Source organism: Shewanella sp. SR43-4 (assembly GCF_014163845.1).
Taxonomy (GTDB): Bacteria; Pseudomonadota; Gammaproteobacteria; order Enterobacterales; family Shewanellaceae; genus Shewanella; species Shewanella vesiculosa.
Window position 1 is genome coordinate 296,892 of record NZ_JACJEB010000004.1, and the last position, 16,236, is coordinate 313,127.

The window sequence follows — 16,236 nt, forward strand, 5'->3', positions numbered from 1 at the left end:
TAAACATCCACTGTCAGCAAACTTGGTACTAATTAAATATTAGTTTTTAGGTAGTGATAATGTGGTTAAGCCAAGCATTTTTTGCATAACGCCAACAACCTGGCAGCTATAACCAAATTCGTTGTCATACCATACGTACAAAATGGCACGTTTACCCTCTGCAATCGTTGCTTGTGAATCGACAACACCTGCATAACGTGAACCCACTAAGTCACTTGAAACAATTTCAGTCGATTCAGTAAAATCGATTTGATTTTGTAACCCAGATTGCAATGCGACATCTTTTAAGTATTCATTCAGTTCATCACGATTAGTTTCGTGTTGTAAATTAACACTGATAATAGCCATAGAGACGTTAGGCGTTGGAACACGAATCGCGTTACCGGTTAGTTTACCCGCTAATATAGGCAATGCTTTAGCAACAGCTTTAGCCGCGCCTGTTTCGGTAATGACCATGTTAAGCGGAGCGCTACGTCCACGGCGATCTGCACTGTGATAGTTATCAATTAAATTTTGATCGTTGGTATATGAGTGAATCGTTTCTACGTGACCATTTTCAATCACATATTTGTCATTAACCGCTTTTAACACTGGTGTGATGGCATTAGTTGTACAACTTGCCGCTGACACTATGGTGTCTAAATCAAGGATATCGTTTTCATTAACGCCGTAAACGATATTTTTAATCGCACCTTTGGCTGGAGCTGTTAATAATACTTTTGCTGCTCCAGGGCTCTTAAGGTGTAAACCTAAACCAGCTTCATCTTTCCAAATACCTGTGTTATCAACAATTAACGCGTTGTTAATATCATACTTAGTGTAATCAACTTCATCTGGTGAGTTAGCGTAAATGACTTGAATGTAAGTTCCATTGGCAATAATTGCGTTGTTTTCTTCGTCAACTTCAACCGAACCATTAAATGGTCCGTGTACTGAGTCACGACGTAATAAACTGGCACGCTTTTCTAAATCACCTTTTTTACCACCACGCAATACAATGGCACGAAGGCGCATTTTATTACTTTTACCAGTACGCTCAATGAGTAATCGAGCTAACAAACGCCCTATTCGACCGAAGCCATAAAGTACAACATCACGAGCTGGGGTGTCATCACCATGATTAACCGCTTCTGACAACTCCTGTGCCATATAAGCTTCGATACCACTTGCATCCTTGTTATCACGCCAGTAATTAATCGCTAATTTACCAATATCGACTCGGCAATGCTTGATGGCTAATTTGCTAAGTGCTACAACAAATGGGAAACTTTCACGAAGACGTAATTTTTCACCGACATGACGACGTACTAAACGGTGTGACTTAATGATTTCGATGGTTGATGCATTGAGTAGTGGTTTACCATATACCATAACCTCAATACCTTGGTTACGATACAACTTGCCAAGCAACGGTTGCATTGCTTCTGCCATTTCGAAACGTTCTTGCCAGCTTTGTAAATGTTTATCTGCGCTCATGTAGGGATCCTTTATCTCACTTTTCTCGTTTTTTCAGAAAGGTTTGAGTAACAAAAAGAAAAGACCAATAATTTAGTATATTGTATGGGGGTGGCCCCCTGTTGGTCGCCGACATTGTAAAGAAATACAGCCGATTTCGCTAGTAACAAATTTTCGGTAAATGTGTAATTTTATTAGACAATTTACCGCTCGGAGACGCTTTTGAGCCATAATTTTGTATTAATTACATCATTTACAGTTATCGGGGCCTGTTTTGGCCTTTTTGGCTGTGATAATGACCGAAACAGCGACCTTATTTGTAAAAATAATCCTGAACTTTGTAGTGATTTACACAAAGATAGTTGGTGCCGATTTGAGAAAGGTGACCTGATCCGCCACAGATATGCGTTAAAACAGAGCTCATCGCCTACAGGTAAACAACTTTACCAGCAACTTATTTACTTAGAGAAATACAGTAAATGCATCGAATTGGCTGCTGGTGTACAACATAAAATCAATACTGACCGAACCCGTGATCGAGAACGCGCTTTTGCGGTAAGCACTCAGACACTCAGCGAACTTCAAGAAACAACCCGTGTAAATAACGAAGTGCATTTAGCTTTTTATCGTTGGATGCGTTTTAACGATCAAGCTGGATTAGCGATTGTAGAAAACAGTTATAAGCAAGGATTGCTTGTCGATAACGATATCATTACTCAACTAGCAGCCTATTATGTGAGAGTTTCGCCTAATGATGCCAAAACGCTTTATTTGCATTTGCTTGCTACCACCAAGCCAGCAGATATTGATCCTGACTGGTTTTTAGCTCTCGCTTCTATTTACCGCCAACAACAAGATAGTGAAAAAGAATACCTGTTGACCAGAGCCAACTTATTGATCAGTGAAAACCAAGCAGATGAACAACAGTTATTAGCTATCATTAAGGGGGATCAAGCGCTTGCATCGACATTAGACAGTCAAGCCATTGAACTCGTCTCAGTGGTAATGAGCGAACAATTTGCCAATAGTCACAGTGAAGCATTATTAAAATAAGCTAGGATTGTGAACTTTGAATCCATTTTGTGGCTTATTAAATTTATTATTACTTACAAAACTGTGCTTAAAATATCTTCAAAATGTGCTAAATGTAAAAAAAATACGAATATTATTGGCTTAATTCGGCATATTTGGGTGATTTAACTTGATTATTACGGCCAATTTGGTAATTTTACAACCAGGCGAATGATATGCCACCAAATTATTTTAACTTGAGGGATATGAGATGACTATCCGTGTAGCAATTAACGGCTATGGCCGTATCGGTAGAAACGTTCTACGTGCACTGTACGAAAGCGACAAAGATTACCCAATCGAAATCGTTGCGTTAAACGATTTAGGTGATGCTTCTATTAATGCTCATTTAACTAAGTACGATACTGTACATGGTCGTTTCAACGCAAAAGTTGATCATGACGATGAAGCTATCTATGTTAATGGCGACAAAATTTTAACTTTCCAAGAACGTGACCCATCAAAGTTACCTTGGGCAGAATTAAAAATTGATGTTGTCTTTGAATGTACGGGTATTTTCACATCTAAAGAATCTGTGCAACCACACCTTACTGCTGGTGCTAAGAAAGTTATTATTTCAGCTCCTGGTAAGAATGTTGATGCCACAATCGTATATGGTGTAAATAACGACATATTAACTTCAGACATGACAGTGATTTCTGGTGCATCATGTACCACTAACTGCCTTGCACCTATTGCTAAGCCGTTAAATGATGAAATTGGTATTGAATCTGGTTTAATGACCACGATCCACTCTTACACCAATGATCAACGTCTATCTGATGTATACCACACAGATTTACGCCGTGCTCGCGCTGCGGCAATGTCAATGATCCCAACTAAAACCGGTGCAGCTGCTGCAGTAGGTTTAGTGGTTCCTGAGCTTATGGGTAAATTTGACGGTTTAGCGGTACGAGTGCCAACAATCAACGTGTCTTTAGTTGACTTAACATTCTTAGCCTCTAGAGACACCACTGTTGAAGAAGTGAATGCTATCATTACCCGTGCTTCACTAACGTCACCAATGTCTGAAGTTTTAGCGATTAATGAAGAGCCATTAGTGTCTATCGACTTCAACCATAATCCTTTCTCTTCTAATTTCGACGCTACACAAACTCGTGTTAACGGTCGATTAGTGAAAGTAATGTCATGGTATGACAACGAATGGGGTTTCAGTAACCGCATGTTAGACAACGCTGTTGCGTTAATGAACGCTAAGTAATTAAACTATAAATTAGCTCGTTAAGATCTAATTTAAAGTAAGCTTAATAGCCTCGCATTTGCGGGGCTTTTTTATTTATTAATAAGTTAGTTCATCGCTCGGGGATCCAAATAATACTGCAATTTTCTATTATCATTAAATTCATCGCCTAAAATTTTATCAACACGCTAAAATCATACATACACTGTTAGCTTTTATATCCTATTACACAATATCTATTGCTTATAAGTGACGAAGTCGAATAGCACTAAATAAAGTAAGACAGATTCGACTCCCCTTCTATTTCAATTCGTTCACTAGTCTATTAATCGTACAAAATGGAATGAGAGTAATGAAATGAATTTAATTATGAGTAAAGATAAGTTATTACAACATAGAGCACAAAATTCGACCAATAGAGCCTTGTTTATTTTCTGTTTATAGCTGATATTTTAAATCATTAAATATTATTCATTTACAAAAAGTCACAGGAATTAAAAATGGCGAGCAAATTTAATTTAACTATCGGCAACCGTATTATCTTAGGTATTGCCATTGTATTGTTTTTAGTCATGGGTACCGTTATTCCTTTCGTACTATCTGAATTCTCAGCCACTATCGATAGCGCCGAGCAACGCGAGCTACACAAGCTATATGAAACGGCTACAGCTGATATTGAATCAACAGGGAAATTGGCTCAAGCTTTAGCAACGGTCATTGCTAGCGATAGAGAATTACAAAAGCTATTCAGTGAGGGCAATAGAAATGAATTATCGGCTAGAACTATTCCGCTTTTCGACTCATTAAAAACTAGTTATGGCGTTCGTCAATTCCAGTTCCACTTACCTCCTGCGACGTCCTTTTTAAGGGTTCACAAGCCAGAGGAGTTTGGGGATGATTTATCCTCTTTTAGACAAACCATCGTTGTCGCAAATCGAGACAAAAAAGCGGTTAAAGGACTAGAAAAAGGAGTCGCTGGGATAGGCATTCGCGGAATTATGCCGATAAATTATCAAAACAAACATATTGGCTCTGTTGAGTTTGGTATGTCTTTTGGACAAACATTTTTTGACGAATTTAAAAAAGATTATAACGTCGATATTGCTCTCTACACTGAGAAAAATGGACGATTTGAAGCTTTTGGAACCACAACAAAACCTAATAGTTTTTCAAATAATGCCGATTTAACGCAAGCATTTAATGGTGAAGTGCTTAATAGCCAGTCAACATTAAACGACACCCCCTATGCTATTTACTTACGTCAAATAAAAGATTTTTCTGGTCAACCTATTGGCGTCCTAGAAATCGCAATGGATCGTACTCATAATACGAGTGCACTAAAGACAGTATCTTTAACTATGATTTTTGTAGGTATTATTGCGTTATTATTAGGGATAGCCATTGCTTGGGTGGTAAGCAGAAGTATTACAAAGCCAATTAATACTACCACTAACACGATGAATAATATTGCAGATGGCGATGGCGACTTAACCCTGCGTTTAACCGTTATCGGCAACGATGAAATTACTCAGCTATCCAAAGCATTCAACCAATTTGCTACCAAGGTTCATAGCACAATTACCCAAGTGATGTCAGCTACTCAGCTGCTTAATAACTCTGCTGAACGCTTATCTAATATTACACTTGAAACACGAGCTGATACCGTTCAACAGCAACAGGAAACTGAGCAGGTTGCGACCGCGATGAATGAAATGAGTGCAACCGTTCAAGAGGTTGCACAAAATGCTACTCAAGCAGCTGATGCTGCCCAAAAAGCCAATGAAGCAACAGAAACGGGAAAACTTGTCGTCAGCGCAGTGTCATCAGAAATTAATCAATTAGCATCAGAAATCAACATTGCGACAGAAACTGTTTCACATTTACAAAGCCAAACAACAGCCATTGATAGTGTACTGGAAGTAATCCGCAATATTTCTGATCAAACTAATTTGTTAGCTCTGAATGCCGCAATCGAAGCTGCGCGCGCTGGCGAACAAGGCAGGGGCTTTGCTGTTGTTGCTGATGAAGTTCGAACCTTAGCAAGCCGCACACAGGCCTCAACCCAAGACATTCAAGCCATGATAGAACAATTACAAAGTGGTGCAGCGAAAGCAGTTCAAGTTATGAAAGAAAGTAGTAAGGTCACAGATTCTTGTGTAGCACAGGCAAATAATGCCGACCGAGCACTCGATGACATTTTTGCAGCGGTCAATACTATCACTGAAATGAATATTCAAATCGCCAGTGCAGCAAATGAACAATGTGCGGTATCAAATGAGATTAATAAAAACATCAATAACATCAACTATATCGTTACTAAGACTACGGATGGTGCAATGCAAACAGCCAAGGCAAGCGAGGACCTTGCTGATTTGTCTAAGCAACTTAATACCTTAGTTGGGCAATTTAAAATTTAACAGAATACCGCATCACAACAATCACAATTGAGAATAAAAAACCGACATGAAGTCGGTTTTTTTATCAGGCTAGTCATTGATTCGCAAACTTAGCTATTTACTTATGCGTTGCCCTTCACTTTCATATTCAATTCTTTGGCAAAATCGAGCATGCGAGTTAGTGGGATGAGTGCTTTGATGCGCAGTTCATCATCAACAAATATTTCATGATTAGTTTTATCGCTATCAACTAGTGAAGCTTCGATAGCTTGCAAGCCGTTCATGGCCATCCACGGGCAATGGGCACAACTCTTACAGGTGGCACCGTTGCCGCCGGTTGGGGCTTCGAGCAAGGTTTTACCTGGAGCAGCCTGCTGCATTTTATAAAATATACCGCGATCCGTGGCAACAATAAAGGTGTCGTTGGCCATGGTTTGCGCCGCTTTAATCAACTGACTGGTAGAACCTACAGCATCAGCAAGCTCAACCACACTAGCTGGTGACTCTGGGTGAACCAAAATGGCTGCACCAGGATGCTGCTTTTTAAGCTCGCGCAATGCTTTAGCTTGAAACTCATCATGCACAATACACTCGCCTTGCCATAACAACATGTCGGCGCCAGTTTGTGTATTGATGTAGGAGCCTAAGTGGCGATCGGGTGCCCAGATAATTTTTTTATCTTGGCTATCGAGATGCTCAACAATTTCTAAAGCAATGCTTGAGGTGACCACCCAATCGGCACGAGCTTTTACTGCTGCAGAGGTGTTGGCATACACCACAACAGTATGATCTGGATGGGCATCGCAAAACTCATTAAATTGCTCAATCGGACAACCTAGATCTAACGAACAGGTTGCGTCCAGAGTGGGCATTAAAATGGTTTTTTCAGGGCTTAAGATTTTAGCGGTTTCGCCCATAAACTTAACCCCAGCAACAATTAATGTCTTTGCTGGGTGATCGCGACCAAAGCGAGCCATTTCTAAAGAATCTGACACACAACCACCAGTTTCTTCAGCTAATGCTTGAATTTCAGGATCGGTATAATAATGGGCAACAAGGACTGCATTTTGATCAATCAATAACTGTTTGATACGTGCTTTATATTGTGCTTTTTCAGCGTCAGACAACACGGCAGGTTTTGGCGGAAACGGATATTCAATAGTTTCAATTTTAGGTGCCGACAGACTCATACAAAGTTCCAATCGATTTACATTGTTTGTGTATTATACGAAAAAGCCACTTAAAACAAAAGGACGCGTTAGCGTCCTTTTGCATAAGATAGCTTAATCATTATTAACGCATGGCTAAGAGCATTTCTTGTGGTTGCTCTAGGTAGTGTTTCCATAAATTACAGAAGCGAGCTATGGTGCCACCGTCAATAACGCGGTGATCGCCAGACCAGCTAACTTGCATAATCTTACGTGCTTCAACTTCACCTTTGGCGTTAAATCGAGGCAGTATCTGTAACTTACCTAATGCCACAATCGCCACTTCAGGTTTATTAATGATAGGTGTTGCTATCGTGCCGCCTAATGCACCGATATTAGAAATTGAAATAGTCCCATCTTTTAAATCAGCTGGTGACACACGGCCGCTGCGTGCAGCTGTGGTTAAGCGTGAAATGTCAGCGGCAATATCTAAAATAGACTTATTTTGCACATCTTTAACATTCGGAACCAATAAACCCACTTTTGAATCAACTGCCATACCAATATTATGGCGCGACTTATAAGTGAGTTCAGTGCAATCAGCGTTTACTTGACTGTTCAAGATCGGAAAATCATTGATAGCTAACGACATGGCCTTCATAAAGAATGGCATCATAGTGAGCTTCACTTCGTCGGTTGAGTAGCGCTGCTTCATACTTTCACGCAAAGCAACCAATTCAGTTAAGTCAAATTCTTCGCAATAGGTAAAATGTGGAATTGTCGATACTGACTCAACCATCATTTTAGCCATAATAGCTTTGACGCCTTTGATAGGTTCAACACGATCACTTGCTGAAGCAGGGCTAACTAATTGACCACTTACTGGATTTGTAACTTGATCAGCAGACGATGAAGCAGCATTTGTATTTGCAGCGGGTTGAGAGGCACTTGCACCTTGCTGATGACGTTCAATATCTTCTTTGTAAACACGGCCATTTTTGCCCGTACCGACTACAGTTGCGATATTTATATCGAGTGTCCGCGCCATACGGCGAACAGCTGGGCTGGCTAACGCTTTCCCCTGAGCAACGGGCTCTAGATTAACATGTGGTGCAGCGGCTTGAGCCTGTTGAACCACGTCAACGCTAGCAGATGCACTATCAGCATCGGCTTCGACTTCGATGGAAAATAGAGGCGAATGCACTTTAGCAAGCTGACCCTTACGGTAATGCAGTTTAACGATTTTACCGGCTTTCATCGCCGGAATTTGCACTAACGCTTTATCGGTCATCACATCAGCAATCGGTTGGTCTTCGACCACCAAATCGCCTTCTTCTACCAACCAGTCAACTAGTTCACATTCAACAATTCCTTCACCAATATCGGGTAGTAAGAATTCTTCAATATTTGATGAACTTTTTGTTGTCGCAGCGACAGAATTACCCCGGTCAACAGGAGTGAGATTAGCCGATGTATCGTTAACAGCTTCTTTAACCGGAGTGACAGCAGCTACAGGAGTCTCAGAAACACTAGAGCTGTCATCACCGTCCATCTCAACCGCATATAATGGCTGATGCACTATGGCTATTTCGCCTTTAGCGTAATAAAGCTTAGTGATTTTTCCGGCATGTGGCGCAGGAATTTGTACTAAGGCTTTGTCAGTCATTACATCAGCAATCGGTTGGTCTTCGGTAACCATGTCACCTTCACTAACTAACCAATCGACTAATTCACATTCCACTACACCTTCGCCGATGTCAGGTAAAATAAAATCTTTAATCATATCTTACTCCTAATAAGCAACTGTGGCCTTGATAGCTTCGAAGGTCTTTAACTCATCTGGCATGTATTCTTTTTCATGCACTAATGGATAAGGCGTATCTAAGCCGCACACTCGACAAATTGGTGACTCAAGCGATAAGAAACATTCTTGTTGGATAGTTGCGGCAATTTCGCCAGCAAAACCACCGGTTAAAGGGGCTTCATGGTTAATCAGTAAACGACCGGTTTTGGTGACTGATTTAGCGATGGTTTCAACATCCCATGGTGCTATAGTACGTAAGTCGATAATTTCACATGAAATACCTTCTTTTTCCGCTCGCTCACAGGCTTTTTCAACGATTTCCATCTGTGCGCCCCAAGCCAGGACTGTAATATCACTGCCCTGCTTAACCACTTGTGCTTTACCTAATTCGATAACGTAGTCACCGGCTGGCACTTCGCCAACAGATGCGCGGTATAAACGCTTAGGTTCAAAGAAAATAACCGGGTTTGGATCGCGAATAGAGGCCAGCAGCAACCCTTTAGCTTGTTCTGGATTACGCGGAATCACCACTTTTAGGCCTGGTGTTTGGGTAAAATAGGCTTCAGGAGATTGTGAGTGGTAATGACCACCTGCTATCCCACCGCCATATGGGGTTCGGAAGGTTAATCCACCCACATCAAATTGATTACCACTACGGTATCTAAATTTTGCTGATTCATTAACAATTTGATCGAATGCTGGAAAAATATAATCAGCGAACTGAATTTCAGCAACCGCAGTCATACCATAAGATGCTAAGCCATTAGCAAAACCTGCAATGCCTTGCTCTGTTAGTGGTGTGTTGAAACAACGATCACGACCAAACTGTTCTTGCAGACCAGAAGTCGCACGAAAAACGCCACCGAAGTGACCCACATCTTCACCAAAAATCACCATGCGCTCATCGGCAGTCATGGCTATTGATAACGCCTCATTGATGGCGTGTAACATATTCATTTGAGCCACGATTTAGAGTCTCCCTGCGCTTTTTGGATAGGCTTTTGGATACTTAGCGATATGCTCTTTCAACTCTTTAAGCTGTTTTCTAAGCGCTGGAGTTGGTTTATCAAGCACATCTTCGATAATTTCGTCGAGTTTTGGCACCGGCAACTTTTCAGCCACTTTAACTGCCGCTAACACTTCTTCGCGATAACGTTCAAATAACTTGGCTTCATCGGCTTCAGTAAGCCAATCTTTGTTGATCATCCACAATTTAAAACGTTTTACTGGGTCGTGCTGTTGCCATTTTGCTTCTTCTTCTTTTGAACGATATCCAGATGGATCGTCTGATGAAGAATGCGCACCCAAACGATATGTCATCGCTTCAATCAATACCGGAGCATTGTGCTCTAATGCGTGAGCTCGAGCTTGTTGCGTAGCGGCTAGCACTGCGAGCATGTCGTTACCGTCTACACGTATGGTATGCATACCGTAACCTACGCCGCGACTGGCAATACCGTTACCGGCAAATTGCTCTTCGGTTGGGGTAGAAATAGCATAACCATTGTTGCGACAGAAAAAGATGGTAGGAGACTTGAGTACTGCGGCCATATTCAAACCAGCATGGAAGTCACCTTCTGATGCAGCGCCTTCACCAAAATAACAAATGGCCACATTACGCTTGCCTTGTAACTTCATACCATAAGCAACACCAGTCGCCTGCGGAATTTGCGTTGCCAGTGGTGACGAAATGGTTTGGTAATTGAGTTCACGGCTGCCGTAATGGATCGGCATTTGGCGACCTTTACCTAAATCTTTCTCGTTACTGAACATTTGATTCATAAATTGTTCAGTACTAAATCCACGATAACGCAATGAGGCGTGTTCGCGATATTGAGCCAAAATGACGTCGTCTTTATCCAGCGCTGCTGTGCTGCCGATAATTGAGGCTTCTTCACCGGTACAGGTCATGTAAAAACTAATTCGTCCTTGACGTTGCGCACCCAACATACGCTCGTCTAATACTCGTGTAAAAACACAGGTATCAAATATTTTTTCGGCCAGAGCCTTGTCGATTACTGGTAAAACCGCATTTTCATATGTGGTGCCATCAGCTTGCAAAATACGCAAAATGGGGATGTGCAATGACGCTTTGTCTAGGAAGCTGACACGGTGCACTGTTTCATTGGTCAGTGGTGCGTTGCTCATATTATGCTCTTGTTATTGTTAAGCCATGTTCAACATAAACATGGCTCTATTTATACTATGCGAGTAGACATTACGTTAACGTAAACTACCTATCAATACTTACTCTCACTGTAAACGTATTTTACTCACGATTGACATGTATATATTGCTTTACGACTATAAGATTGACTCGTTCGGTGCAGGTACTAAACATAGCACTGTACGCTGCCCAATGGGTACATTTGCATTCGGAAATACAATGGCCTCTTGTGGCTGTTCGACGGTGATCGCTTTACCACCTTCTGTCGCTAACACTGCCCCGTGACTAAAAGCACTGAAGTTTTCAGCATCACCAGCAAAGCTAAATTCAAAGTCATCGAAATGTTTATTAATCGACCTAGACACCTTATACAAGTTGACCTTACTTGCGTCAAACTCAACAGGCGCTAACTGAGGCTCAGTAATCAGTTTTTCAAGCATAGTGTGAGTTTCCGCAAAATGACTCATGTCGTTTTGACCAAATGGCATCACTTTTCCTAATTCAACGGTAAATGCATCTGCTTGAAATTGCTCTGAGGAGTAGTAGCTAAACGTAGTTGTCGGTTCATGATGGAATAACATGGTATCAACACCACATGCCGCCAAAAACATAATTTGCTCGCCGCTAAAAGCACGACCTGGACGATATGGGTAAATGGCAAACTTTTCATGCTTTGAAGCACGGATTGCAGTATGTAAGTCGTAATGAATGCGTTGATTGTCGCTATTGGCATTGAAAAAGTCAGCCACGTATTGCTCTAACGCTTTAGCTCGATGGCGCTCAGGGTGAGTTAAACCCTCGCCCTTTGAATGCGCACCGCTAAATAGGCGATTCATGTTTTCATCAATAAAACGGGTTTTATTAATGATCGCAGCGGGATTACCGATTAAAAACATTACACGCTGCTTGGCCACTATACGTTGAGTCAGCAAATCTTTAATCAGTTGATTGCATATTTCAATTGGCGCAGTTTCATTACCGTGCACGGCACATGACAACACTATGTCTTTAGTGGCAGTTGTTGGCGTAAATACAATCACCCCAGTATCTAATACATCAACCCGAGTATGTTGGGCTAACATAAAGTCATACGCTGCTGGTAGTCGAGTCGGATTGGCTAAGGTATAGGCTAAAAAATCGTGGTTTATCATCAGGTCAGATAACACTATCAACTCCTTGTCTCATTATTATATGGCGTAGTTAAACTTGACGTAAACGGCTGTTAACTAAGATGCCTATTGCCGCAGATTCTATCATAGCCAAAGACTATTTTATTGCAGGCATATGTTAGTTTTATTTATTAATAAAAGTTTGCTTGCAAAACATCACAATATTCAACACAATTATAGCCATCTAGACTTCTATAATATGTTTTAAGGGTATGTCATGGCGTTAGCAACATTTGGTGCAGGCTGTTTTTGGGGTGTTGAATATTTTTTCCGTGAAATTAACGGCGTCAGTAACGCAACGTGTGGCTACATGGGTGGCAAAGACACTGCAACAACTTATAAAGAAGTGAAGACGGGTTCCACTGGCCATGCTGAAGTTGTCCAAGTTGAATTTGATCCTGAAGTGGTCAGTTTTAACGACTTACTGGATGTGTTTTGGAAAAACCATAACCCGACCATGTTAAACATGCAGGGTGGCGACATTGGCACTCAATATCGCAGTACGATATTTTTTCATGATAAAGAGCAAAAAGCCCAAGCTGAAACCTCAAAGCTGGCATTAGCACGCAGCGGTAAATGGGGACAGCGTCATATTGTGACTGAAATTGTACCGATACAAACATTCCACATAGCCGAGGAATATCACCAGAATTATTTAGAAAAAAATAACCTACCAACTTGTCATTTGGTTTACTAAGTCTAAACGAGCAACACTACCGAGCGATAATTAAGCGATTCAAGTGAGATGATGTTTAGCATTGCCTCACTTGAAACGGAATATTTACATAATAGATAACCCCAATCGATTTCCTACACTCAACTTCACTTTACCCGCCGCAGTAAATTCCATACAATCCCATGCAAATTGCTTAAGGCATGTTATCGGAGATCAAAATCATGAGTGAAGCTCGTCACGTTAACCTACTAATTTTAGGTTCTGGCCCTGCCGGCTATACCGCTGCTGTTTATGCTGCGCGTGCAAATTTAAATCCTGTGATGATCACAGGTATGCAGCAAGGTGGCCAATTAACGACCACTACGGAAGTAGAAAACTGGCCAGGCGATGCGGAAGACTTAACTGGTCCAGCATTAATGGAACGCATGCAAAAGCACGCTGAAAAGTTTGATACTGAAATTATTTTCGATCATATCAATGAAGTGACCCTAACTGAGCGCCCTTTCCGCTTAAAAGGTGACAACGGAGAGTTTACTTGTGATGCACTAATTATTGCGACAGGTGCATCGGCTAAATATTTAGGCCTTCCGTCTGAAGAAGCGTTCATGGGCCGTGGTGTTTCTGCCTGCGCAACATGTGATGGTTTCTTCTACCGTAACCAAAAAGTTGCGGTTATCGGTGGCGGTAACACTGCTGTTGAAGAAGCACTTTATTTAAGCAACATCGCGTCTGAAGTTCACTTAATTCACCGTCGTGATAGTTTCCGTTCAGAAAAGATTTTGATTAACCGCTTAATGGATAAAGTCGCTAACGGTAATATCATTTTACACCTAGACCAAACACTGGAAGAAGTGACGGGTAATGACATGGGTGTGACAGGTCTTAAGAAAAAGAGCACTAAAGATGGTTCAGTTACCGACCTAGAAGTCGCGGGTGTGTTTGTTGCGATCGGCCACAGCCCAAATACTGGCATTTTTGCTGATCAGCTAGAAATGAATCACGGTTACTTAAAAGTTAACAGTGGCTTACAAGGCAATGCAACACAAACTAGCATCGAAGGTGTTTATGCGTGTGGTGACGTAATGGATCAACATTATCGTCAAGCCATCACTTCTGCCGGAACGGGTTGTATGGCTGCACTTGATGCTGAGCGTTACCTAGACGCGAAAAAGTAATTGATTGCATTTAATCAAGAAGAGCAGCTCAGGCTGCTCTTTTTTATAGCTGTTATCAAAATGAATCAAATGAGTATTACACCATTTTTTGGTAGAACACCGCTTCGGTATCACCTAAAGGATCGCGGTGAATACTCTTATGCAAAAAAGTCATACCGAGTTTTTTCATTATTGCAATTGAAGCTAGATTGTCTTCTACTGCAATAGCACTGACATGGGTTACTTCAGCTGAGGCACTCACAGCCTCCATTACCGCTTTCGCTGCTTCGGTAGCATAGCCTTTACCCCAACTGATATGTTTAAACCGCCAACCTAATTCCAAGTTATGCGGCTGTGCTTGGGTAAAAAAGTGCATCGGTCTGACTAATACCCAGCCTAAATACTCGCCGCTTAAGCCGTGTTGCTCATTTTCAGGACAATCAAGCGCTTGGACTTTCCATAACCCCCAACCTTTAGCAGGATGTAAATATTGAGCTAATCTTGGCATCATCACCGTATCAATCTGCTGCTGTGTGGTTTTAATTCCACCATTGAGAAAATGCATGACTCGCTCGTCCTGGTCGAGTTCAAATAATAATGCACTGTCATCAAGGGTTATTAATGATAATTGTAATCTAGATGTATTGGCGACTTGCATTGTTTTCTCCTTGGGTTGACACACAAGTTTACACAATGAAACACCAAAGATTAAACATTTCGATTAACATATAAATGACAAAAAAGACTATTGGCAGTATTGACTTGGCTTACTGCAAAAATAACGCATTATTTTATAAGGAAAGATCGTGGCAACTAAAAAACAAATCATACTACCGATAATAGTATTAGCAATTGGAATAGCTGGTTTAGTTGGGATTTCTGCGTTAAAAAAGCCCCCAGAGGAAAAGCCTGTTGTTGATACTACTCCTCTGGTATCAGTGGAAGCCATCGAGTACAAACCCATGACCTTTTCGGTCAGTTCATATGGTGTCGTCGCAGCCAAGTACGATACCGAATTGGTTGCACAAGTCAGTGGTGAAATCATTTACCTAGCGGATAAATTCGTCAAAGGTGGCTTTGTTAAAAAAGGCGATATTTTAGCTAAGATTGATCCTAGTGATTACGAAGCTGGCTTATTAGATTCTCAGGCTAATGTGGCATCAGCAAAAGCTAACATGGTTCAAGAACGCGCTAATGGTGAAGTTGCCTTACGTGAATGGGCAGAAATTACCAATAGTAAGCCTACCGCTCTCAGTTTGCGTAAACCACAACTGGCTCAAGAATTGGCTAAGCTAAAAAGTGCAGAAGCCGATTTACTCCGATCACATCGAGATCTAGAACGGACTGTGATCCGCGCCCCTTATGATGCACTTATTTCTAGCCGTGAAATTGGTTTAGGTGCTTATGTCACCACAGGAAGTAAAATCGGACACATTTATAATACCGATACGGCTGAAATTCGCTTACCTCTCGCCGATAAAGAAATGCAATATTTGGATCAAAAAGGCACTCATTCTGAAGTGACATTAATGGGTAACTTCGCCGGAAGTAAACAACAGTGGCAAGGGAAAATAGTTCGCAGTGAAGGAGTTGTTGACAGTAAAAGTCGCATGACCTACCTGGTTGCTGAAATCGAAGACCCATATGGACTTAAAACTGATAAAAATGAATTACGTTTCGGCACCTATGTTACTGCAAACATTCAAGGTAGTAATGCTGGCAATGTCGCCGTTATTCCACGTCATTTAATTGTAAATGGCTTAGTCGCAATAATGGATAGCGACAACACCTTACGCTATAAACCCGTAAAGATTATTCGCCAAGAAGGCGCCAATGTGGTTATTTCTGAAGGTCTGGATCCTGGAATGGAAGTCATCACATCAGCGCTTGATTACCCATTAGAAGGCATGAAGCTGGCGTTGCCGGTAGATAAAATCCTTCAGGACGAGCCGATAGAAACCGATAAAACTGAAATCGCTATGGAAGGTAAATAAA

13 protein-coding genes are annotated in these 16,236 nt (G+C 41.3%); 6 read left to right on the top strand and 7 right to left on the bottom strand.

Going from position 1 to position 16,236, the window contains the following annotated elements:
• Positions 1 to 39 precede the first annotated feature (39 nt).
• Positions 40 to 1,476: a glyceraldehyde-3-phosphate dehydrogenase gene (locus tag H5123_RS06535; protein ID WP_182697410.1), complete on the bottom strand. Its 1,437-nt coding sequence runs from the start codon at positions 1,474 to 1,476 to the stop codon at positions 40 to 42.
• 201 nt (positions 1,477 to 1,677) lie between these two features.
• Here H5123_RS06535 and H5123_RS06540 point away from each other — a divergent pair, with 201 nt between their 5' ends.
• The 3 genes from H5123_RS06540 (at position 1,678) to H5123_RS06550 (ending at position 6,144) form a co-directional block, all read left to right on the top strand.
• A complete protein-coding gene (locus H5123_RS06540; protein WP_182697411.1) occupies positions 1,678 to 2,508 on the top strand; it encodes a DUF2989 domain-containing protein in 831 nt (276 codons plus the stop codon).
• A gap of 229 nt (positions 2,509 to 2,737) precedes the next feature.
• Positions 2,738 to 3,748, top strand: coding sequence for a type I glyceraldehyde-3-phosphate dehydrogenase (gap, locus tag H5123_RS06545; protein WP_124014931.1), 1,011 nt, complete (start codon positions 2,738 to 2,740; stop codon positions 3,746 to 3,748).
• A gap of 479 nt (positions 3,749 to 4,227) precedes the next feature.
• Positions 4,228 to 6,144 carry a methyl-accepting chemotaxis protein gene (locus H5123_RS06550; RefSeq protein ID WP_182697412.1) on the top strand — a complete coding sequence of 639 codons (1,917 nt, stop codon included), beginning with the start codon at positions 4,228 to 4,230 and terminating at the stop codon, positions 6,142 to 6,144.
• A gap of 101 nt (positions 6,145 to 6,245) precedes the next feature.
• On the opposite strand, the gene nadA is transcribed toward H5123_RS06550, so the two are convergent.
• The 5 genes from nadA to astE form a co-directional block, all read right to left on the bottom strand.
• Entirely contained in the window at positions 6,246 to 7,313 is a 1,068-nt protein-coding gene (gene nadA / locus H5123_RS06555; protein ID WP_182697413.1) for a quinolinate synthase NadA, read from the bottom strand.
• A 103-nt stretch (positions 7,314 to 7,416) separates the two neighbouring features.
• Positions 7,417 to 9,054: a dihydrolipoyllysine-residue acetyltransferase gene (locus tag H5123_RS06560; RefSeq protein WP_182697414.1), complete on the bottom strand. Its 1,638-nt coding sequence runs from the start codon at positions 9,052 to 9,054 to the stop codon at positions 7,417 to 7,419.
• 9 nt (positions 9,055 to 9,063) lie between these two features.
• Complete coding sequence (locus H5123_RS06565) at positions 9,064 to 10,041, bottom strand: alpha-ketoacid dehydrogenase subunit beta (protein WP_124014935.1); 978 nt, start codon at positions 10,039 to 10,041, stop codon at positions 9,064 to 9,066.
• 3 nt (positions 10,042 to 10,044) lie between these two features.
• The gene (locus H5123_RS06570) at positions 10,045 to 11,223 is read right to left on the bottom strand and encodes a thiamine pyrophosphate-dependent dehydrogenase E1 component subunit alpha (RefSeq protein WP_124014936.1); all 1,179 of its coding nucleotides are present in this window, start codon (positions 11,221 to 11,223) and stop codon (positions 10,045 to 10,047) included.
• Positions 11,224 to 11,379: 156 nt separating this feature from the next.
• Positions 11,380 to 12,408, bottom strand: coding sequence for a succinylglutamate desuccinylase (gene astE / locus H5123_RS06575; protein WP_182697415.1), 1,029 nt, complete (start codon positions 12,406 to 12,408; stop codon positions 11,380 to 11,382).
• Between the two features lie 220 nt (positions 12,409 to 12,628).
• Between astE and msrA the strand changes: the two genes are divergently transcribed.
• Positions 12,629 to 13,108, top strand: a complete 480-nt coding sequence (gene msrA / locus H5123_RS06580) for a peptide-methionine (S)-S-oxide reductase MsrA (RefSeq protein WP_124014938.1) — start codon at positions 12,629 to 12,631, stop codon at positions 13,106 to 13,108.
• 200 nt (positions 13,109 to 13,308) lie between these two features.
• Positions 13,309 to 14,262, top strand: a complete 954-nt coding sequence (gene trxB / locus H5123_RS06585) for a thioredoxin-disulfide reductase (RefSeq protein WP_124014941.1) — start codon at positions 13,309 to 13,311, stop codon at positions 14,260 to 14,262.
• A 76-nt stretch (positions 14,263 to 14,338) separates the two neighbouring features.
• Here trxB and H5123_RS06590 read toward each other — a convergent pair whose 3' ends face one another.
• Positions 14,339 to 14,899: a GNAT family N-acetyltransferase gene (locus H5123_RS06590; RefSeq protein WP_182697416.1), complete on the bottom strand. Its 561-nt coding sequence runs from the start codon at positions 14,897 to 14,899 to the stop codon at positions 14,339 to 14,341.
• A gap of 148 nt (positions 14,900 to 15,047) precedes the next feature.
• On the opposite strand from H5123_RS06590, the gene H5123_RS06595 reads away from it, so the two are divergent.
• On the top strand, positions 15,048 to 16,235 hold the full coding sequence (locus H5123_RS06595) for an efflux RND transporter periplasmic adaptor subunit (protein WP_182697417.1): 1,188 nt from the start codon (positions 15,048 to 15,050) through the stop codon (positions 16,233 to 16,235).
• The last annotated feature ends 1 nt before the right edge of the window (position 16,236 follow it).